16 protein-coding genes and 1 pseudogene are annotated in these 22,255 nt (G+C 49.0%); 10 read left to right on the top strand and 7 right to left on the bottom strand.

Annotated features, from left to right (window positions below):
• The first annotated feature begins 86 nt into the window (after positions 1-86).
• Positions 87-1,310 (top strand): tetratricopeptide repeat protein, encoded by a 1,224-nt coding sequence (locus tag EKN38_RS22210; protein ID WP_014833648.1) that lies wholly within the window; start codon positions 87-89, stop codon positions 1,308-1,310.
• A gap of 28 nt (positions 1,311-1,338) precedes the next feature.
• Here the strand turns inward: EKN38_RS22210 and EKN38_RS22215 are convergent, their stop codons facing one another.
• Positions 1,339-2,283 carry an omptin family outer membrane protease gene (locus EKN38_RS22215; protein ID WP_014833647.1) on the bottom strand — a complete coding sequence of 315 codons (945 nt, stop codon included), beginning with the start codon at positions 2,281-2,283 and terminating at the stop codon, positions 1,339-1,341.
• A 44-nt stretch (positions 2,284-2,327) separates the two neighbouring features.
• Positions 2,328-2,678 carry a hypothetical protein gene (locus EKN38_RS22220; protein ID WP_014833646.1) on the bottom strand — a complete coding sequence of 117 codons (351 nt, stop codon included), beginning with the start codon at positions 2,676-2,678 and terminating at the stop codon, positions 2,328-2,330.
• A gap of 269 nt (positions 2,679-2,947) precedes the next feature.
• Here EKN38_RS22220 and EKN38_RS22225 point away from each other — a divergent pair, with 269 nt between their 5' ends.
• Both EKN38_RS22225 and EKN38_RS22230 read left to right on the top strand, forming a co-directional pair.
• Positions 2,948-6,505 (top strand): response regulator, encoded by a 3,558-nt coding sequence (locus EKN38_RS22225; protein ID WP_126522708.1) that lies wholly within the window; start codon positions 2,948-2,950, stop codon positions 6,503-6,505.
• Positions 6,502-7,284, top strand: a complete 783-nt coding sequence (locus EKN38_RS22230) for an aminoglycoside adenylyltransferase family protein (RefSeq protein WP_014833644.1) — start codon at positions 6,502-6,504, stop codon at positions 7,282-7,284. The genes EKN38_RS22225 and EKN38_RS22230 overlap by 4 nt, the downstream gene beginning before the upstream one ends.
• Before the next feature lie 733 nt (positions 7,285-8,017).
• Here EKN38_RS22230 and EKN38_RS22235 read toward each other — a convergent pair.
• Positions 8,018-8,314: a helix-turn-helix domain-containing protein gene (locus EKN38_RS22235; protein ID WP_126522710.1), complete on the bottom strand. Its 297-nt coding sequence runs from the start codon at positions 8,312-8,314 to the stop codon at positions 8,018-8,020.
• A gap of 1,710 nt (positions 8,315-10,024) precedes the next feature.
• Here EKN38_RS22235 and EKN38_RS22255 point away from each other — a divergent pair.
• The 4 genes from EKN38_RS22255 (at position 10,025) to EKN38_RS22270 (ending at position 13,473) form a co-directional block, all read left to right on the top strand.
• Positions 10,025-10,657 carry a MarC family protein gene (locus EKN38_RS22255; RefSeq protein WP_126522713.1) on the top strand — a complete coding sequence of 211 codons (633 nt, stop codon included), beginning with the start codon at positions 10,025-10,027 and terminating at the stop codon, positions 10,655-10,657.
• A 15-nt stretch (positions 10,658-10,672) separates the two neighbouring features.
• Entirely contained in the window at positions 10,673-11,200 is a 528-nt protein-coding gene (locus tag EKN38_RS22260) for a hypothetical protein (RefSeq protein ID WP_126522716.1), read from the top strand.
• A gap of 13 nt (positions 11,201-11,213) precedes the next feature.
• Positions 11,214-12,044: an N-acetylmuramoyl-L-alanine amidase gene (locus tag EKN38_RS22265; RefSeq protein ID WP_126522719.1), complete on the top strand. Its 831-nt coding sequence runs from the start codon at positions 11,214-11,216 to the stop codon at positions 12,042-12,044.
• Positions 12,045-12,588: 544 nt separating this feature from the next.
• Positions 12,589-13,473: an alpha/beta hydrolase gene (locus EKN38_RS22270; RefSeq protein ID WP_126522721.1), complete on the top strand. Its 885-nt coding sequence runs from the start codon at positions 12,589-12,591 to the stop codon at positions 13,471-13,473.
• Positions 13,474-14,772: 1,299 nt separating this feature from the next.
• Here EKN38_RS22270 and EKN38_RS22275 read toward each other — a convergent pair.
• From EKN38_RS22275 to EKN38_RS22290, 4 genes and pseudogenes are all read right to left on the bottom strand, one after another.
• Positions 14,773-15,078 (bottom strand): hypothetical protein, encoded by a 306-nt coding sequence (locus EKN38_RS22275; RefSeq protein ID WP_126522724.1) that lies wholly within the window; start codon positions 15,076-15,078, stop codon positions 14,773-14,775.
• 1,135 nt (positions 15,079-16,213) lie between these two features.
• A pseudogene (locus EKN38_RS22280) lies at positions 16,214-16,692 on the bottom strand (transposase); the annotation flags it as partial.
• A gap of 131 nt (positions 16,693-16,823) precedes the next feature.
• Positions 16,824-17,315: a hypothetical protein gene (locus tag EKN38_RS22285; protein ID WP_126522726.1), complete on the bottom strand. Its 492-nt coding sequence runs from the start codon at positions 17,313-17,315 to the stop codon at positions 16,824-16,826.
• Positions 17,308-18,081, bottom strand: a complete 774-nt coding sequence (locus tag EKN38_RS22290; RefSeq protein WP_126522729.1) for a winged helix-turn-helix domain-containing protein — start codon at positions 18,079-18,081, stop codon at positions 17,308-17,310. The genes EKN38_RS22285 and EKN38_RS22290 overlap by 8 nt, the downstream gene beginning before the upstream one ends.
• Positions 18,082-18,512: 431 nt before the next feature.
• On the opposite strand from EKN38_RS22290, the gene EKN38_RS22295 reads away from it, so the two are divergent.
• The 3 genes from EKN38_RS22295 (at position 18,513) to EKN38_RS22305 (ending at position 22,215) form a co-directional block, all read left to right on the top strand.
• The gene (locus EKN38_RS22295; protein ID WP_126522732.1) at positions 18,513-19,037 is read left to right on the top strand and encodes a fimbrial protein; all 525 of its coding nucleotides are present in this window, start codon (positions 18,513-18,515) and stop codon (positions 19,035-19,037) included.
• Positions 19,038-19,121: 84 nt separating this feature from the next.
• Positions 19,122-19,661: a fimbrial protein gene (locus EKN38_RS22300; RefSeq protein WP_126522735.1), complete on the top strand. Its 540-nt coding sequence runs from the start codon at positions 19,122-19,124 to the stop codon at positions 19,659-19,661.
• A gap of 40 nt (positions 19,662-19,701) precedes the next feature.
• Positions 19,702-22,215: an outer membrane usher protein gene (locus tag EKN38_RS22305; protein ID WP_185812856.1), complete on the top strand. Its 2,514-nt coding sequence runs from the start codon at positions 19,702-19,704 to the stop codon at positions 22,213-22,215.
• Positions 22,216-22,255: the final 40 nt, after the last annotated feature.

Consider the following 22,255-nt stretch of genomic DNA (forward strand, 5'->3'; position numbering starts at 1 on the left):
AATAATACGCACGTTTATTAAATTATTGAGCCTGGACGATGCGCCGATCCTTTCATCCTCATTCCTCTGCTGCAAAACACGAAGCAATGCGTCAGACATTTACTGCGCTGGCGGAACAGTACCGTCATGCAATGGCCGTGGCGGACTATGCAACGGCGTCCCGCTGCTGCGAAAAAGCGCTGGCTGTTCTGCCGCATAATATGTCGGTGCAGAGCGATTACGCCCTGAGCCTGATGCGTGAGGGGAAACATGAGAAGGCGTATAAGGTCTATCGCAAAATTTATCAGTCGCCGCGCCGTCATGAAGCGTCAGAAACCTGGCTCGATGGCCTGGCGGAATTGTGCGGTCATATGGGCAAAACGGATGAAATGCGCGCCTGTGGTCTGGAGTCATTAACCCTCTCTGACCGGCGTTTTCGTCAGGGTACCGTCTGGCCACTGCCCCAGACGCCACCGCCACCTTTCCGGGTAGATTGCCCGGAAAAGAACATCATCGCGTTCAGTTTGTACGGCGATCAGCCGCGCTACTGCGAAACCTTAATTAAAAACATTGAGGCCGCCGCAGAGCTGTTTCCGGCCTGGCGCTGTCGCGTGTATCTGGATGACTCCGTGCCGCAGCACGTCTGGCAGCGGCTGACGCAGGCGGGGGCCGCGCTGGTGGATATGAGCCAGGAAAAGCACATCTACCCAACGCTGTGGCGTTTTCTGGTGATGGATGACCCGCAGGTCGAGCGTTTTTTAGTGCGTGACGCGGACTCCCTGCTCTCTGAACGGGAGCAGGTTTGCGTGGAAGCCTGGCTGCGCTCGCCGTTTTATTTCCACCATATGCGCGACTACTTCACCCATACCGAACTGTTGCTGGCCGGGATGTGGGGCGGCTGTGGCGGCACGATCCCGAACGTGGAAGGCATGATGCGTCAGTTTGTGGCGAACTACCGGGGGAGCGCCCGTTTCACCGACCAGTATTTCCTCAAGGTGGCGCTCTGGCCCACGGTGCGGCAGAGCATTCTGAATCATGATGAGATCTTCGCGTTTCACCATGCTCAACCCTGGCCTGCACATCCGCCTGTTCGCTGGCAGACTGAGCACTTCCACGTGGGCAGCAACGCCGGGTTTACCGTACTGGCGGGGCCGAGCGAGAAAGCCGGCGGTGAAAAGCAGGCTGTCGCATTACGCATTAAGGGAGAGCGCTATCGCTATACGGCGGTGGTGCGTGATGGACAATGGCGATTGCCCATCCCATTCTTCCTCGCCGACGGTTTTCGCGCAGGCGAGGTGCAGGTTGAGGTTATCCGGGATAATGGCGTCTGAGCCGGGTAACGCGCCCGGCACGGTGTGGTTAGAAAAGGTACTTCAGGCCGACGGTGGTCATGACATTCCAGTTTTCAATACCACTGCTATTGTCTGCACGCTGTGTTTCGCCGGTGCTGTAATCATAGGCGGACAAGCTGCCTTTTTTGTTGGTGGTGCGGTTCCAGGTTCCCTCAATGTAGACTTTGGCATTGGGCGTCACGTAATAACCGGCGTTCCCGGCAATTGAGTAATAGTTCTGGTTTTTAACCTTCGATCTGAAGGTGGTATCGGTCAGATAATGTTCATCATTATCTGACGAGCGTACCCACCCGCTGTATTTAAAGCTGCCACCAAACTCAAAACGTTCGTAACGGTAATGACCGACAAGGCCAATGTACGGCATTTTATAACGCTGTTTGTAACCGATGACGGTCACCCCGGCCGGAAAATCACCGATGTCAGGTAATCCCGTATCCTCATCGGTATAGTGGTAGGAACCACCGGAGGCCTTAAAGCTATAGCGGCTCTCCTGATATCCGGCCATCACCCCGATCCGATAAGCGGGTTCGTTTAGCAGCCATCCCTTGATATTTACATCAAATTCGTTTGCGTAGTTCAGGCGGGTGTCAGGGTGTTTACTCTGATCGGTCCAGGCATCCTGATCGAGGTCCTGCCAGTCCGTATCATCCATATAACCGCCGCGGCTGGCGAGGGTAGTCCAGCCTGAAGCGCCGAGCGATACCCATGGCAGAAGATCCCAGTCAATGGAGCCTTTAATTATGGCCGCATTATTGTATTTCCAGTTGAGCTGGCTGTTTTTATGGCCGCCGGAGTCCGGCTCGTAAACCCGTTCTTTTGTCTTGCCGCTCAGGCTGCCCAGACCTATTTCACTGCTGACTTTTTCCGGGGTAAACAGAGCCTCTCCGGAATCTGCGAGGGCAGAAAAGGAAATGGGTGTTGCAAGAGTCAGAGCCAGAATTGAACGCCTCATCATAAATCCTTCAATTATGTTGTGGGTTTACCTTTGGATGACGATTACGCGAGCTGCGTGACCTGCACCCCTGTCTGTACCAGCAGCTCTGTTTCCGTCCCCGGATGGTGATAAACCTCATACTGCACGCCGTCCAGGGTGACGGAGCCTCTCGCTTTCATCCACTCTCCTGGGTCGGCATCTGCCGGTAACAGGTCGGAAAGATTGAACTGCTCCTCCGGTGTTCCTTTGATCAGCAGTTGCTTACTGCTGTGGTCAGGAAAAAGGTTCTCCTCTCCCTGGATCAGAATATCTCCGGGCGTGATCTCCACCAGCGCCGGAAATTGACCGTTAATTGCCTCATCCGTTCTGGCGTCAGCGTTATTATTGCTGCGGTCATCTATCATTTTACTCATCACGGATTAACCTGTTTATATATAGCAACTCCCGGGCATTTTTACCGGGGGAAAACAGACTCGCAACAAGTCCGGTCTTATATTCGGGCCCGGGCGTTAATTTTTTAAAAACAAGACCGACCTTAGTCCGGGCTGACCCGCCTATTGCTAAAATTCCCGCACATTATGACGGGTATCCAGACAATGCAGAACGACGCGCGGTTGCTAAAATTAAGGCTGCACCCGTCTGCCTATTTCCAGCTCTCATCTTTCAGGGAACGACTCAAACGATGCGTTTTATCACTGCCCGGTTAATTAGCCTTTTTTTGCTGCTTTGCAGTATCGGGCAGATTCAGGCCCAGGAACTGACCCTGCAGCGCCGCGTACAGGTCAATGCGCCGCATGTCCAGTTCAGCGATGATGTTCAGCAATGGCTGAATAACAATCAGACGCTTCATGTGGGCGTCTGGGGGCAGCCGCATCCGCCTCTCAGCGAAGGGATGGGGCACGGGATTTTCAACGGGATTGCGGCCGATTATCTGGCGCTGCTGGAAGATAGCCTGAAGATCAACGTTAAACTCCACTATTACAGCCAGAGTCGTGATGCGTTCCAGGCGCTGCGTCGCCATGAAATTCAGATGGTGGCGATGTGGAACCCGGAGCTGTGGCCAAACCCCGATCTGGTGACCACACCGCCATGGCTGCTGGATAAGGCGGTCTTAATGACCTCCCGCGAGCGGGCCGACGACGCGCCCGAAGAGAGCCCAAAAACGTTAGGTCTGATGGCTGATACCAACGCCAGTCCGGCCCTGCGGCGTTACTATCCCGGCAGCACGCTCCGCTTCCAGTCCTGGTATCCTTCGGCCGTCAGCGCGCTGGCGTTTAAGCAGATAGACGCGCTGTGGATTAACCGGGCCAGCGCGGAGTACTTCACCCAGTATCATCAGGCTCAGGGGCTACGCTGGCGTTACAGTCCGGCGCTGCCCAATCTGAACATGAGCTTTGGTGTGGATCGCCAGTTGCCGCAGCTGGCGGAAGCCATCGACACGGTGTTTAAACATATCCCGTTAGCCAGCCGTTTGCGTATCACCACCAGTTGGGGGCTTAACCGGAGCTTCGTGATCACCACCAATCCGCTGGCGCTGGATCAGGAGGAAGAGAACTGGCTGCGGGAGCACAGCCAGATTCAGGTGATCCTGGACAGCCGCCAGCGTCCGCTGTCGTTTCTGGAGGAGGGATCGCCAGCGGGTCTGGTGGTTGACCTGCTCAACCAGTTCAGCGAGCAGTATGATATTCACTTCACAATATTGACCGCTAATAGCGACGCCGAACTTAACGCGCTAAAGCGGGACAACCCGGATGCGCTGGTGCTCAGACAACTGGCTGACGTATCGCAAAAAACAGCCGCCTCCGTGGCGATGACCCCGCCGTTGCTTACTACGCCCACTGTGGTGGTGATGGATCAGGAGATCAAACGACCGGACGATTTTTCCCAGCTGAAGGGCGAAAAGCTGGCAATTATGGCCGACGACCCGCTGCTCCCATGGCTGGAAACCTGGTATCCCACGATCAAGCTGGTGTCGTTGACGGACATGGACGACGCGCTCGCACGGCTCAAAAAAGGCGATGTGCGCGGGGTAATTGCGCCGCAGTTTATCGCCAACTATCTGGTGACGCGCCACCATCCCACCCGTTTTCATCTGGCAGTGACGGTACCCGTGCCTCCCATTGATGTGGTTATTGCCGCGCAGACCGACACCAGCCAGCCGATTAATATCCTCAATAAAGCGCTGGCGGATATGCAACCGCAGGGATTGATGCAGCTGGCGGGAGACTGGCGACAAGCGGCCATCGACAATAGCGAAACCTGGGCCCAAAGTTCATTACTCAATTCCCTGGTGTGGGGCGTGTTGCTTCTGCTGGTGGTGACCGGGTGCTGGCTGTGGATACAGTATCTGCGCGCCGCGCTGCGCCGTGGCAACGTCCTGCAGCACCAGCTTACCGAGCAGTTACGTTTTACCCAGGCGCTGATCGACGCCTCGCCCGTGGCGCTCTACGTTCGCGATCGCAACGGCCATCTGCTGCGCTACAACCAGGCCTGGGCGGATGCCATCGGTCAGCCGGGCGATGCCTTCCAGGGGCAGCCAGTAACGGCGATCGACATAGCTGAACCCACGGTGCTGGCGAACCTGGACGCAAAATACCAGCAGGCGCTGCAGGATGGTCAACCGCAGAACTGGTCTGACAGCTTTACGATCAACGATCAGACACGCTACCTGCAGGGCTGGGTGGTGCCGTGGCACGACAGTCAGGGGGAGATTGGCGGTCTGATTGGCGGCTGGCTGGATGTCACCGAGAAAGAGCAACTGATTGCTCAGCTCTCGGAGACCAAAAGTAATCTGGAGCAGGCGATAGGCAGCAAAAACGCGTTTATGCAGACGATGGGGCATGAAGTGCGTACGCCGCTCAGCGTGATCACCGGCCTGCTGGAGATGGAGCTTCAGGCGCTGGATGCGCGGCATGAGCATAATGAAAACCTGAATCTGATTTGGGAATCTTCCCTCAATCTGCTTTCGCTTATCGGCGATATGTTCGATGTCTTCCGCGCCGATAACCCGCAGCTGAACGGAACGACGCGGAACACGCATCTGCCGCAGTTAATCCACAGTACCGTGGCGCTTTACCGGCAACAGGCAGAAGCGAAAGGCATCACCCTGAATGTACTGATCGAGCTTTCTACCGAGCGCTTTACCACCGATCCGCTGCTGATTATTCGTATTCTCTCCAGTCTGCTGCGTAACGCCATTAAGCATGCAAATTGCCAGGAGATTGACGTTGAGGTGTACGAGGGCAGCAGAGATCCAAATGCCACGGCCATTCCGCTGGTCATCGAGGTATGCGATCAGGGCGAGGGCATAGATGGGGAGATGCTGGAGGAGATTGCCGGACGTGCGCATCACGTGACGCTGAAATCAGAGTGGACCGACACCGGATTCAGTTTGCCGGCCTGTCTGTATATGGCGCAGGCCGCGGGTGCGCAGGTGCGTATCGACAGTGAACCGCATGAGGGCTGCGTGGTGAGCCTTCACTTTAACGCCGTGCCAGCGGCCAGCAAAGTATTGACCCCTGCGCCGGTCGAACAGATGCGCAGCCTGCATATTCTTGGCGTGGACGACTATCCGCCAGCACGCCGGGCGCTGCAGCAGCGGCTGGAGTCCTGGGGACACCGGGTGTCGCTGGCGACACAGGGGGCGGAGGCGCTGTCGATGTGGCAGCAACATCCTGACCGCTACGATGTGATTATCACCGACTGTACCATGCCGGAGATGGACGGCTATGAGCTGGCACAGCAGATCCGCCATACCGAGCAGCTTTCCGGCCTGCCGCCTGTCCCGATCTTTGGCCTGACGGCGATCAGCGGTGCCGAAGCGGCAGAGCGCTGTATCGCTGCCGGTATGAATGAATATCTGGAAAAACCACTGACGGCGGAGAAACTGCAGACGCTGCTGGATCGTTATTTTGCCGTCGGCAGCGCAAAACCTGATCTTGTGAGTGATGCTACGCGGGCGCTGCAGGCCGAAATGGTGGAGGTTAACCGCCAGGATGCCAGCCAGCTGACGCAGTGGCTCGCACAGAAAAATCGCGATAAGGTGGGGCGTATGGCGCACCGTATCAACGGCGGCGCGCGCATGATGAACATGACAGCGTTGCAGCAAGCCTGTGAAGCCCTGGAAACAGCCTGTCACGACGAACGAACCTGGCAGGAGATTGAGACCCTCGTCGGGCGCGTGCTGGAAGAGATGACCCGGTTTAATCAGCAGTTGTCCTCAGACGAAGAGGTAAGATGAACGTGCTCCCCTGTGCACAAAAACAGATCCAGACCGCCTGCGCCCTTATCGAAAGCATTCTCGGGCGCGAGTTGATGGCGATTCATTTATACGGTTCGGCGATGGACGGTGGTCTGAAACCGCTGAGCGATATTGATCTGCTGGTCACGGTGCGTTCGCCGCTGCGGGATGAACAACGGCATACCTTAATGCAGAAGCTGCTGGCCATTTCGGCCTGGCCCGGGACGTCGGAAATTTACCGGGCGCTGGAGGTGACGGTGGTTGTCTGGTCGCAGATTGTGCCATGGCAATTTCCGCCCATGCGGGAACTGCAGTTTGGGGAGTGGCTACGGGACGAGATTGCAAACGGTGAATACGAACCGGCGCAGCCCGACCCCGATCTGGCGATTTTACTGACCAAAGCGCGTCAGAACAGCCTCCCCCTGCGGGGAGAAGCGGCCAGCACGCTGTTTGAGGCGGTTCCTGAACGCGATCTGCAGCATACGTTTCGCCAGACCCTCGCGCTGTGGAACAGGGCCGACGATCTGGAGGGTGACGAGAGGCATATCCTTCTGACGCTGGCGCGTATCGGGTATAGCGTTGAAACCGGTCAGATCGCCTCCAAAGACGAGGCGGCAGCCTGGCTGCTGCCGCAACTGCCCGAAGCCCATGCGAAACTGCTGGCGGAGGCGCGTGCAGAGTATCTCGGGTTGGTCACCGTGGATTGGGCAGAAAAAATGCCTCAGATTGAGGCATTTGTCCGCGACGTCAAAAAAACGATCCTGGAAAAAATGGCGTAACGCCGTCCGGCATTATCGCATCGTTCAGAATTACTACCACACCATTACAATGTAGAAATTCTGGAAGGTGGTGTCAGTGTTGAGTTAGACTCATGCTAACGACTTTTCCAGAGTTTAAAGAAAAAAGAAATTTAAAATAATTCCACACCAATGTTTTCCAGAATCCCTTTCTCTTAGCTCATCGATAAAGCCTGTTTATAGACAGGAGTGTCTACCGGGGGCAGCCACCTTCGCCATTAAGGCTTAGTATCCGCATGCTATAGTGATTTCCTGTGCTTATGCCAGATGTAGCGAGTCCCCAAGGAGAGATAGCTGTAAGATGTGTCCGGTTTTTTTGTATATACAAATAATCATTATTATAAAGTTTTGGTAGAAGCCCAGCATCTACCATATTAATTCAATGTTAATTCTGATTTTTTATTTTGTATCTGAAATTCAAATCCACCACTGCTATTATAGGCTGACGTAATGAAAGGATAATTCACGAAATATGTGTAGACATGTCCATCACATCACTACGTTCTGGGTCAGAGTAAATGCAATATTGATGTCATCACTGATGAGCAAGGCAACGAGACCTTACAGCAGAAACATATGCGGGAAAACGTGCGGAAAATAAGGGGCCTAATCTACATGTCCTGTAGTAACTAATAATCGTCTATACTCTTCCCGGAATCCTGCTTGGCAGCCGTTTATCTATATCGCTAAACGTTAAGGTCTCCTGGCCACATCGTCACCATTTCTCACGTCTGGCGGGTAAATTTGCTAAAGAATGGTTTTTGCCTTGCTGCATCGTCTCTGATGAACCAGTCATCGGGGAAAGGCTGATTTCCACCCCCAGCACCGTCAAAACTTTGAACAGGCGTTCAATACTTGCACTGGCAGGATTGGCTTCCAGGCGAGCATAAGTCTGTTGGGTTACACCTAATCGTTCAGAGACGTCTTTTTGCGTAAGCCCTTTCACTTTGCGAAAGCCAAGAAGCAGCGGACGCAACTGGTTGAGTGTTCTTACCGGATAAGTATTTTTCATAATAAGTTGGCCTCTATAAATGGTTTTAGACACCCTCTAAGCTGTATTTATACAAGTACACCCTAAGGGCTGTTTTATCAAGTTACAGCTCAAAAGTTGTTAAGAAGACATAACAGCCTTTTGGCTGTTAACACGGATGGTGGAGAGACGGGGCACTGACAGATGCAAGCCATATAGGTTGATAGCGGTCACAGTTGCTGCTTATTGAGTCCGCCTAACTTCAGGATGGTGTGCGGTGGCAGCTTCGTGAAAAATATCATCCAACCATGCGGTGGTGCGGCTTCGCTGAGATCATCAGAGTAATGACGTCATACAGTTAGGATGATTTTCGCTCTGTTAGAACGAGCCTGTACACCAGTCAGTGCTCGTCTTCACGCTGAACCCTTATTTTCCTGCCAAATACATCGTAAATCATCATTGCTTCTTTTCTTGCTTCCTCTGGATTGATCCGATTGAGTTTTTTACACCATCGGAATAATTATCCGGACACAGCTATTTTTTCTGTCCACACCGGAACAGAAGTAGGTCCCTTGAAGCATTGAAGTGTTCCAACAAAACCAAATTCCAGTCCAGATATCGAAATTAGGCCGGTATAGCGGATACATTACGCACGTGGTTACCATGTATCATCAGGTGTCGTTGGCTGTGTTTATCAGCCGTGAAGCCATTTCAATAATCGTGCCTATTATCATGGCAGTTGCTGTACTGAGCAGTTCGCGTATGGCAAAACCAAATGCTGTCTACAACTCCCATCAATGACTATCAGCACGACAGTGACGAACCACTGAATGAGCACGATCCACCGTTGTTCCACTTGGTCGGCAATGTATAACACCTCAATGCGAGCATTCCTACGCTTTGAACAAACTCTTCATGCTGACTGCTTTGTAGGCTTGGGGCTCAGACGTGCGGGCGACGTACGCGCTGAGTTCCGAACAAACTTTGTGGATGTTCCAGGCGATCCCCAAACGCCCTCTGAAATCCCTGCTTGCCTAATAACTATTGTTAATTCGTTATTAGTCAATGTGTAAGGATTTTGTATGAACACCAGCCTTGATATGCAGAGCCGGTTGAGCCGAGGCTTGCTTCCAGCTCAGTCGCGTTCGGCTCGTTTGTTTTTCTTGTTGTTAATGCTGTTACCACACAAATACTAATCTTAAAATCTGGAAAACTTGGCTACCTACGGACCGAAGGCGCGTCTCTGAGTTTCAAGAGAATATTGTTTTCCTGAAGCCATTTTTTTTCGTATCAAAACAGTGTGCAGTCTGGATGGGGCAAGCGAGTTTATTGGTTTTCGGCGTTCCAGATTCAGGTACCTATAGCCATGAACTGGTTTTCTTTCTTGTTACAAAAACGCATAAGAACAAAATGAGGATGCAATAATCACAACATTTTTAACTGGCACGAAGCCCTGACATTGATCGATACGGATTCATTCACTGTATGCTGTGAAGACCATGGTATGAAGTCAAAGTGGCTCTCCTCCCGGGGTAACGTTTACCTTACCTTACCTTACCCTGAAAAATCGTTATTACTCTAACTCGTAAAGTATCCTCTGATGTGACGACAGGTCTGTTGAGATAATATCATAAACGTGAGAGCGGTTAGATATTTATAAAATAATACGGAGTATTGAATGAGGGTTTGTTTAACTTTTGTCTGGCAAGGTATGTGCTTGGGAAGCATTGTTTTTTTATCCAAGGAGGAAAATTGTTAATCGATTTTTATGAAGTACTCATAATGTGCCTGGTAATGTTACTTCCTATTGCTCATCCTCTGACGGGTATGGCTCTGTTTATGGGATTTTCCGAAAGATTGCCCCTTAAGTGCAGAAAGGATGTGGCAATCAAATCATCTATATACAGTTTCTTAATCATGCTTGCTGTGTGGTTGAGCGGAACATTTATTATGGAAAACATTGGTGTCAGCATTAGCGGAATAAAAATAGCTGGAGGGGTATTATTGATCGTCGCTGGGTTTGGATTACTTTTTCCTCCTTCAAATGGTCGTGGGGCATCGTATTCTTTCCAGGGAAGCAATATCGCCTTTATGCCTATTGCATTACCTGGTACTGCTGGACCCGGTGTGATATCCATGATCATCGGATTTGATTCTTTTTTATCTGAAGCAGGATATGAAGGTGGAAGAGTCAAAGATATTGCAATCATTGCATCGTTTGTCACGATAAGTTTTCTGCTTTGGCTGGGATTGAGCTTTGCTAATCGTATCTTTCCGGTTCTGGGGGCCACGCGCATTGCTATTTTATCGTGCCTTATTGGATTTGTTCAGTTTTGTGTGGGAGCCCAGTTTGTTATTGATGGCATTAAACAGGCATTCTTCTAATGATAAGGTGATGGTATGAGTAATCTGGTTTTGAATGAGCCCGTCATGATAAGAATATGTAATAGCTATTCGGTAGAAAAAAATGTACTTTCTCATCACGTTGATGTTGTCGAGGAAATGACACTTGCGCTGGAGCACCCGCGTCAGTCATTTGAATCACAGGTATGGTTTTTAGAACAACGAATGGATACAAAAACATATTTCGTCAGGGCATATGGTAAAGTAGGCAAAGGTCATTGCTTAACGACTCTACAGCCAGATTATACTTTACAGTCTGTAGGGCTTGAACCAGTCGATTATAAAAGACAAGAACAACACTGGCGGATTCATAAAAATAGTCGGGGTAGCTTTCGACTCAATAATTTATTATACCAAGATAAATATCTTGCCAAAGTCCCCGGTTCCAGATTTGATGATGATCTGGATATCGCTATGTTGAGCCCTCCCTATGAAATTATAGAGTTTGGCTATGCCATTCTTGACTGGGAAATAAAACCCTTAAAACATATTCTGAACGATAAAAGAGATTACAGGTTTTCTTAAAAAGGATGGCACGATGTTACACGCTAAACGGATTATTATAGCCGTGGTTTTTATTTTCCTTCAGGGATGTACAAGCTATTATGAAGATCGGGGGGAGTATTTTGTGGATAGTTCTGTAACATCACAGGGGAAAAATGAAAGAGTTCGCTATATAATCATTCATTACACTGCAACGGATGATGATACCTCCCTGAATCTATTAACCAAGGGGGATGTCAGTGCACACTATTTTATACCTACCCGTTCCTCGACACTGTACGAAAAGCCTGTCGTACGGCAACTGGTACCTGACGACAAAAGAGCTTGGCATGCAGGTATTAGTCAATGGGGGGAAAGAAGAAATATCAATGACACATCAATAGGTATTGAAATTGTAAACCCCGGATTTACTGAAAATAATGGGCAACGTAAATGGTATCACTACCAATCCGGGCAGATTGATTTGCTGACGCGTCTTCTGAAAGATCTTACCGGAAGATATGACATTGCTCCGGAGAATGTTCTGGGACACAGTGATGTTTCACCTGGAAGAAAATTCGATCCGGGTCCGATGTTTCCGTGGCATTCACTGGCACAGCAGGGGATAGGAGCATGGCCCGACGAGAATCGGGTTCAGGACTATCTGTCAGGGCGAGACAGAGACGAGGAAAGTGATGTTCTCTTCTTACAGAGTTTACTGAAAGCTTACGGTTACACGATATCAGAGGACGGTGTTCTGGATCAGAAAACCAGGGATATAATCTCGTCATTTCAGATGCATTTCCGACCCGGAAAAATAACGGGTGAGCCCGACGCTGAGACAGAAGCTATCGCAAACGCCCTGGTTGAAAAATACAAAAAATAATACTTCCATCGTTGGGGGGATAATTTCCTTACTGACTCCCTCCTGTTTTTTAGGTGTATGTTTCAATTGATTGCATTTTTTGATTAGTCAGTATGCTAGCAAAAATTTAATTCTCTTTAGCTAAGGATATATAACATGGCCTGAAGTCAGAAAATTATGGATGTTTTTTTGTCGGCTAAATCCTATTTATAATGCTCGCTCCGGGTAATGAGGTTTTGATTATATTCAGTGGGCACTGCGTTCCAGTATAATTGCGCTGCAGCTGGTTTGGATGGGAGATGTTTTCTTTTATATACAAAAAAGAAAAGTTCCTTATGTCAATGCACTGACTGCAGAAGAGAGTAAAACCTTTCTTTTGTTTTCAGTCAGGATTTAAATCTATTTATTTCGTGCATTTAAGGAAAACTACTATCTTTCCGCTCATTTCTGTAGCCTCAAGCGAGAGGTATATTTCAGACGACGAGTCTGCGTGAGGCAGTGTGCACAGGCAGAATTCATAACTGAAGCGCCCTAGGTGGCTAACGGTAAAAGGAGAGGATACGTTATGGGAAATCTTAATGTTGTTAGGGTTGCATTGCCCATGATGCACGATGAACTGGCCTTACGTATCTATAAAACAGGCAGGACATTCGGTACGACCCCGGCCCCGGTCGTTGTACTTTGCCACGGTTTTTGCGGTGTGCAGGATTTACTTCTGCCAGAAATTGCCGGTGCCTTCGCACTAAGTGGCTATACGGCGGTGACTTTTGATTATCGGGGTTTTGGCGGGAGCAGTGGAGAGAGAGGACGCTTAACGATAAGCCAGCAACAGGCCGATATTCGGGCTGTGCTTCACTGGGTCTCACAGAACCCTGATATGGACCGAAATCGTATCGGGTTATGGGGGACTTCTCTTGGTGGATGCCATGTGGTGTGTGTTGCGGCAAACAACCCCTTGGTAAAATGTGTAATCAGCCAGATGCCGTTTGCTGACGGATTTACTACTTTAACCTCCCGGATGGATGAGGGGGAGGTGCAGCATTTTATCCATACGCTAAACGCAATGGATGAACGTCGCCGTATTGTGGGCAATGAGTTGTGGGTTTCTCCGTCCAGGATTTTAAAAGACGAGGGGTCTAAAGAGTTCTTTAGACGACATAAGCATAATTTTCCGGATATAGAGACGAAGATCCCGGTTCTTACAATTAAAGAAATTTTAAATGTAAAGCCAGTTTTGTTTGCGGGTAATGTCGAACAGCCAACTCTTATAACATTAGCTGAGTCCGATGTAGTTAATCCTTCTGAACAGGGTTGGGAGTTATTCAACTCTCTCGGTGGACTTAAATCCCTGCATATTATTCCAGAGGCAGGCCATTACGATTTGTATGAATCTCCCTTCCAGAATGAAGCTTTAAATGAGCAGATTGGATGGTTAAATAAACATCTTTAATTACGGAGGCTGCTATGTTTAACAGTGGCCGCTTTTTGTTATTTACGGGGCCTCTGGAATTCTGCGAAATTCTGGAAATGGAGCATCTTCACATCATATACTGGCTCGTTAACACCCCGTGCGTAAATATGCGTGAAAGGCAAATCCTGAGTGTGTCCCCGGTAAAGCTAGAACGATATCTCTGTCTTTTGGATCCCGAGTATGCATCCTTATTTCTTTGTGTTATCAGAAGAGAGACATGCGTTGCAATATTGTACCGTTTACATACCAACAGCGTCGCCAGGATACTGGTAAGACTACCAGCGAATATTCAGGAGAAGCTCCTGAATATGCTGGATGATTTTTCGGCAATTAACATAAAGCTACAGATGAAAATGTTACCACGGAATTCATATTAGTTCTGGATACTGAATGCAGAAAATAGCTGGCAGCGCTGGTGACTGAAGCATATCTTTGGACAATTACCAGCCTGCTATCGTGCGACCATATACTCCATTCCGGAAGGAATATAAGTCTCGGGTAATCAATATAGGCTGCATTAAAAGTTCTAAACTCCTTCTCTGCCTCGTAAATTCTATTTAAAATATGAATTTGGGTAAATGGACTTCTGATGTTCTAAGGTTATTACCAATCATTCAATGAAATGATATTTTTATAGTGACTAGATGGACCACGCATGCCTTAAAAACTTTTGATAAACATGATGTATGCGATATAGCTCAGAGATTAATTTTTTTCTCGAGTAGTGCATCTTGAAAAGAACCGTAATAATATTATTCGCCATGATGTTAGAATCTTACTATGCATCGGGTTTTTCCGCCCGATATGGTCAGGGAGTTCACAGGATGGGAAGAGTAACCAGATGCGATCTGAAAAACGCCAGGGCTGGCTGCGTATGCTGAATAGTAAACTTAAACATTTACAGACATTGTTCCGCTATACGTGTCTTGGCTTCGCGATACTTTTTGCCAGTTTGCTCCTGCCGTCCCTCAATTTCAGTCTTTTCGTCAGCGCTCTTATCTTGATCGGCTTCATTATCATTGCTCTGATAGCTGCAAGGTGTGTATTGTCGGAGTGGTGAAATGTGAATATCAGTTTGATGATGTGACCGTGCATGCAGCCATTATCATCAGCAGCTGCAGATAATGTTATCATGCGGAAGAGCGGGGTCATCTTCAGATGCGTATCCTGACTAGTACGCGCAACCCCCATAGTGATTCTTTACTATTTTGTGTGTCTGCTCGGCTCCGTTCTGGTGCCTGCGATATCTGTTTAAAAATTTACTGACCAGCAGGTTAATCAGTAAGAGTTCAGATTAGACCCCAGCGCAGATTTTATGCCACCCTTCATTATTTTTATATAGCCAGCATTTGTGAGGGTGATAATAACCCTTGGTACTCCACTGGCAGCCAGGGAGTGGCGAAATGGGCGGACAAGGTTTTTCTCTTCAAGCCATTGAAAATGATTGAGTATTTCTTGCTGGTCTTTACTGTCGCTCAGAAGCACCGGGTGAATACTACTGACATATCCTTTCATATCTTCATTTCCCTTTTTCTGCAGACAAAGTAACAGGATTTTCTCACAGAGCTTATAGTTAGTATCCATCCGGACCTCTTTCTGAATTAAAGTAAAAAGATGATGCACTTTCTTTAGCCACCGGAAGGGTATCAGAATGCCGGTAAAAATATATAAACCAGAGATAGGAATCAGAATTATATCATCTTTATTTCTTGTTCTGTTCTGAAAATCCGGCTATGCCTGAGGTGACCTGGCCGCATTAAAGGCGATGCACCATAGTAGAGAATGCGCCGATCGGGAGTGAAGATAATATTTTCAAATATAGGGGGGCATATATTTGGCATTGTAGTGTGCCTGAGCATAGTGTCGTATTATCCGGTACTCTGTGTACTGGCAGATCTAAAGATGTCCTTCTGTGTTAATCAGCGATCCAGGAGAATATTGTTTCTGAATATTCGTGGATATACTGGGTTCAGAAAATTGCATGGACTACAGTTCCGGTCATGTGTGTCCATTACCTGTATTATGAACGGGTGGGTCTGAATCCTTCATCCCGTGGCGAGGGCCGTGAACTCAGTATGAAAAAGCTGTTTAACCGGGGCAAATTTCTTAGGAAAATAGCACGCGTGCATCTGAGGAGACTGTAGAGTCGCTCGTCTGGTCGGACAGCGGATAAGTATTGTCATGGTGTCCCCATCATCTTGATGAAGGTGATGCGTGGAATAGTCAGTCACTGCCTGCTTAAAGGGCCTCCATCGGTTTGAATCGCCGAAAATTTTTCTACGCTACCAGAATCCCTGAGAGGAATATAACAACACAAGCCCTGGTGTTGTCCTGACTACAGGTCGGGGGAGTGAGTTTTCCTGGTGAAGTATTGTAACGGTATTATCATTTTTTTGTGTCGTGGAACAGGCGATGATTCAGGCGTCGGGAGAACCGACATCCCTCACCGGGAGGGGACTTCGCCCCTCGGCCAGGAATGCCATTCATCAGCAGTAGTGAAAGAAGGAGCCTGAGCACGTGACAACAGACTCGTAAGTGTCCTGTTATGATTCGTTTTGCCGCAGGATCATTAAAAACCGCTTATCTAGTTCTGTTAGTTTCGTCAGATACTCTTAAGGGGAGCCGTTCACTCTCTTTGCTGCAAGATAGTGTCTGGCCAGTTCCCGGGTCTTCTGGGTTCCAAGTTGTGATTTCAGCATGTAATTGTCCTGCAGTAAAGCCGCTCAGCTAACTGCCAGATGCGGCGGTAGCCAAAACGCCTGCGCTCCAGTGTCAGTTCAGTGATGCGCCCTGATAAATGCGCATCAGCCGCCGGACGCTGGACCTCGTAGCGGCAGGTCGACAGAGACAAACCTGTAAGCCTGCAGGCACGACGTTGCGTCAGACCAGTCGCATCACACATAAATTTAACGGCTTCACGCTTGTGGCCTGTCGCCAGTACTTTCGCCCCAGAGCCACCTGAAGTGCCTCCTTATCAAACATGGCTTCGGTTAGCAGCTTCTTGAGTCTGGCGTTCTCTTCCTCAAGCGACTCCAGGCGCTTAACCTGGGGCACCTCCATACCGCCATACTTTTTGCGTCAGGTGTAAAAGGTGGCGTCGGAAATGGCGTGCTTACGGCAGAGTTCACGGGCCGAAACCCCGGCTTCGGCCTCGCGGAAGATACTGATGATCTGTTCATCGGAAAAACGCTTCTTCATGGGGGGCCCTCATGTGGCTTATGAAGACATTACTGACATCGGAGTGTATTAATCAACGGGGAGCAGGTCAGAAGGTGTTGCATACGATAAATGGTACCTGCGACTGCCCTCAGGGGCAGTCGCAGGTAGAGTTACGGACTAATCACCGAAGGGCAAATCATTACAGGGGTGCCGCGTTCACGAAAAAGGTACAGCTCAGGCGCTATTTCTGAAAGGGAAAAGTAGAACTTGGTGCCTGGAGTGGATCCAGTTCCCCATACATCTTTTGGGAGATTATCATGTTCGCGTTTATAAACCTGAGTGTACTCCAGCGTGAAGGTTCCGTCGCGATCTTTGTCGGCATAAGTGAAATGGATATCCCGGTCGATGTAATAACGTATATTATTCTGATCAACAAGGCCTTTTTCGGTACGGAAGCCAGTGCCATCGGAGTAATAGTACAGATGAGTGTTCTTTTTAAGATCGGTATCATTTTCGCTGTCATAAAATGAAATGTCAAAACTGCAGGAAAGGACAAGTCGCCGTTGCCATTCAGTGACGTAGAGGAGCGCAATCATGACAATCAGCAGAAACGAAAAAATCATCAACGCTGCTGGCAATCGTTTGTGTGGAATTTTAATCATGTTCTGTTCTCAGTGTCTTACAGGCTGAAGCCTTTGTAGTAATATTACCGGTACAACTGGTAATGAAGATCTGATTAACCGGGGCTGGCATTCTCTGGTAAAACACTGCACTCTCAGTTTTTTCACAATTGATATCAAGCGAATTTTTTGCAAGTTCGGTTCCAATCATTTCTGTGATCCATTTCCCTTCCCCCTCGGCCATCTTTCCAAGATTATAGAACCGGCATTTAGCCAGAGTGAATTCCTCTGTTAGGCGCTCTTTCCTGATACTCGGTGAAAGAGGGTTGTGATGAAAAACGATTTGCCAGCTTATCATTAATATTGTAACCATGATGACAGCCATTAGGCATACGAGCATATACGTATGCCGATGATGGATTTTTCGTTCTTCTCTTATCTGAGGAGGCGATTCAGTTGGCAAAGTTTTATCTGATGGTTGTGGTGTTTCAATTTCTGCCTCAAAAAGGAAACCTGTCTTAGGTATTGTTGAAATAAGTTGCTCTGTCATTCCCAGGGTTTTGAAGGCTTTTCTGATTTCACTGACTGCCATATAAAGATTATTGTTGGACGGTGTGGTGCCGTAGTCCTCCCACACATGTTTGAGCAAATACTCCCGTGTCAGAGTGGTTTTATTATTTTTCATCATCTCAATAATGAGTCTGGCTGCCGGGTTGGATAACATAATGTAACTTTCAGAATCGATTAACAAAGAAAGTTGTTTTAACTCCGGAGAGTACAGTACGGCCTTGTTGATTATGTAATTCATAATGTTAGGTTTCTGTTTTATGTATAAGGGAGGGTTCGTATCATTGCATATTGTCTTTTGATGTCAAATATAGGCTCCGTGGGGTGTTGTATGAATTCAACGATCTTATCTTTTAAATATCTTTTTTTTTTAGTATTGCTCCTTTTGTGTGGCTTTGCATTTCTTTTTTTTGGAATAAAAATCTATATATCACTAGGTGTTAGGTTTTATGTATCGTTTTTTTATGTGAGCGCGTAATATTCTACTGCCCTGACTGCTCTGGGCGTCTAGCGAGTTTAGCCCGCGGATGTTATGAACAACCGGTAAAGCTTAACGTTAATAACGCAGGGCGCTCATCTAGTGGGTGAAAGCGAGGAGGGCTCTGGAACCCCCGCTCCGGACTCGCACATCTTTTAGAAATAAAGACTAAATCGATCAAAGGATATCAACAGATGAAATTAAATAAAATTATGGCCGCTGCAGTAATCGCTCTGGGTGTTTCTTCCGTAGCACATGCTGCAAACCAGGGTTCTGGCAAAGTAACTTTTACCGGCGCCATCATCGATGCACCGTGCTCGATTAACCCGGATTCGGTAGATCAGACCGTAGAACTCGGCCAGGTTTCTAACGCCCTGCTGAAAAAAGGCGGTAAATCTGCCTCTAAATCTTTCGACATTTTGCTGGAAAACTGTGAAATCGAAGAAGGCAAAAACTCTGTTTCTGTCACCTTCACCGGTACTGCGTCTGAAGCTCAGGACGGCATGCTGGACATTAATGGTTCTGCATCCGGTGCAAGCGTTGCCATTGCAGATAAATCAGGCAAGCTGATTAAACTGGGTGAAGCAAGCCCGGCTCAGGATGTTGCTGAAGGTAGCACCAAGCTGAGCTTCAACGCGTATCTGCAGGGTAACGGTACCTCTGATGTGGTTCCGGGTGACTTTACTGCAGTTGCCGACTTCCAGATGGCCTATCAGTAATACCCTGAGTTTCTTCTGACGCAATCAAGCTGAAATGCAGGCATACCCTGCATTTCAGTATTTGAATGAAATAGTGAGGGGTGAATGATCTGGTCAAAACAATTTTCTGCCGTTTTTTTTTTATTGCCAGCCCTTCTCCTTTTTACGTCGGATGTCGGCGCCAGAAATTGGGGAAGAGGAACGGTCAGTATGCAGGGCAGCATTATTGATGCTGCCTGTGCAATCTCTGTAGAAAGTCGAGACCAGACCGTCAATATGGGGGTCTCCCCCACAGGAGGACTGCGGGAAGGTCAGGAAACATCAAAACCGCTGTCCATTGAACTTATTAACTGCGCCCTTGAGCGACCAGTGCCTAATCATCCTGGATGGCGAAACTTCCAGGTGACATTTGATGGAGATGCAGATGGCCAGCTATTTGGCATTAGTGGAGATGCGAAGGGCATCGCTATTCAGATCTCAGATGAAGAAGGGCATATTGCCAGGCCAGGAGAAGCCCTTCCGGCAGGAAAGATCGCTCCCGAGAATATGCTTCTGAAATACACTATTAAAATAGTTTCAAATAATAAGGTCATCGTCCCTGGCGATTACTTTTCATCGATACGTTTTAAGATGGAGTATTTCTAAGTAGACCAAATACCGGAGGCTGATAAAAAAGGGTAAAGGTATGATGCTTGCTCAGCGTGGGGTTCCTTCCCCCGCCAAAATATTAAGCTTATGCATATCTCTGGCACTAGGATCTCCTATCATGGTCGTCCAGGCTGCGGGTGATATTGAGTTCAACACGGATGTTCTGGATGTTGACGATCGTGAAAATATCAATCTGGGGCAATTTTCGCGCGCCGGATTTATTATGCCCGGAGATTACACCATGGCCGTGAATATTAACAAAAATGAGGTACCAGAACGTCAGATAACATTTCTTGAGGATCCAAATGATCCTAAAAGCAGCAGGGCATGTGTGGACAAGAGCATTGTCGAACAGCTCGGCCTTAAGGAAGAAAACCTAGGGAAGCTTACTTGGTGGAATAACGGGGAGTGTCTGGACGAAAGTAGTCTGAAGGGGATGGAAGTCCGCGGCGACCTGTCAACAGCCTCTTTGTACATCGGCATACCACAGGCATACCTGGAATATACTTCTGAAAACTGGGATCCCCCGTCCCGCTGGGATGAAGGTATCCCGGGCCTGTTACTGGATTATAACGTAAATGCGCAGACCCAGCGGTACCAGCAGCAAGGGAGCCGCGGCTACAACGTCAGCGGTAACGGTACTGCCGGGATGAACGTAGGGGCATGGCGCATCCGTGCTGACTGGCAGGGGAGCCTTAGCCACGAAACAGGATCGGGCCAGCCCACCCAGAAAAAGCTGGAGTGGAGCCGCTACTATGCCTACAGGGCGCTGCCTTCCTTGCGTTCGAAGCTGACGCTGGGTGAAAACTATCTGGAATCGGGTATGTTTGACAGCTTCCGCTTTACGGGGGCCAGTCTGGTTTCTGACGATAATATGCTGCCTCCGAACCTCAGGGGCTATGCCCCGGAAGTGGTTGGCGTCGCAAAAACGAACGCCAGAGTCGTCGTCACCCAGCAGGGCCGTATAATTTCTGATACGCAGGTGGCGGCCGGTCCATTCCGTGTCCAGGACATTAATGACGCGATCAGCGGTGAACTGAATGTCCGTGTAGAGGAGCAGGATGGCAGCGTTCAGGAGTTCACGATGAACACGGCGAATATTCCATACCTGACACGACCAGGCTCGGTACGTTACAAGTTTGCTGCAGGCAAACCTTCAGACTGGCAGCACCGCTCTAGAGGGCCATTATTTGGTACCGGTGAGTTTTCTTGGGGGGTCAGTAACGGCTGGTCTCTGTATGGTGGGGCCTTGGCAGGTGGTGACTATAATGCGCTCTCCGCCGGTATCGGGCGTGATCTGATGATGTTCGGTGCGCTGTCATTTGACGCCACCCACTCCAGAGCCAAATTGCCGAATGAATCTGACACGCTCACCGGGGGCTCGTATCGTCTTAGCTACTCCAAGACGTTCGATGAGTATGACAGCCAGGTGACGTTTGCGGGATATCGGTTCTCTGAAAAAGAATTTATGAACATGAACGAGTACCTGGATGCCCGCGAAACAGGACAGAGAAACGGTAACAGTAAGGAAATGTATACCATTACCATGAATAAACATTTCCGTGACTGGGGGCTGAGTGCCTACCTGAACTATAGCCACCAGACTTACTGGGACAGGGCAGCAAACGACAGATATAACCTGACGCTCTCACAATACTTTGATCTATGGAAGTTCCGGAATGTCAGCCTGTCAGTGTCTGCTTATCGTAATAAGCAGAGTGGAAAGACAGATGACGGTGGATACCTGTCCGTCTCCATTCCGTGGGGGGACACGTCTACGGTGAGCTATAACACGAATGTTAGCCAGGACAGCGTTTCTCACCGTGCCAGCTATTACGATCGTATTGACGAGCACAGTAACTACCAACTGAGCACCGGGACTTCTGCAAGGGGCATGAACAGCAGTGCTTACTATAACCGTGATGGCGATTTCGCACGTATGAGCGCAAATGCCAGCTACCAGGAAGGGAGCTACAGTGCGTTCGGGCTGTCTGCGCAAGGGGGGGTAACCTTGACGCCGGAAGGCGGGGCTTTGCACCGCCCTGGTACAAATGGTGGAACCCGACTCCTTGTTGATTCAGATGGCGTACCCGGTGTACCGGTAAAAGGGTACGGCAATACGACGGAAACGAACTACTGGGGCAAAGCGGTGATAAGCGATGTTAACAGCTACTATAAAAATCAAGCCAGCATTGATATAGATAAGTTAGGTGATAATGCAGAAGCAACGAAATCCGTTGTCCAAGCGACCCTGACTGAGGGGGCAATTGGCTATCGTAAGTTTGACGTCATCTCGGGTGAAAAAGCGATGGCTGTCATTAAACTGGCGAACGGAAGCGAACCGCCGTTCGGGGCGACTGTGATGAACCGTCGCAATCAAGAGACAGGCATTGTCAATGATGGCGGAACGGTATACCTGAGCGGGATCAAGGAAGGGGAAGCCATGACTGTACACTGGTCAGGCAAAGCCCAGTGTGTAGTGCAGATGCCATCCCCGCTGCCGGCAGATTTGCAGTTACGAACACTGCTGCTTCCCTGCCAGCAAAAATAAACCATTATTAGCGCCTCAGGCGTAATTTGCGGCAAAAAGG

Source organism: Enterobacter sp. WCHEn045836 (genome assembly GCF_003965585.1).
GTDB classification, from domain to species: domain Bacteria; phylum Pseudomonadota; class Gammaproteobacteria; order Enterobacterales; family Enterobacteriaceae; genus Enterobacter; species Enterobacter dissolvens.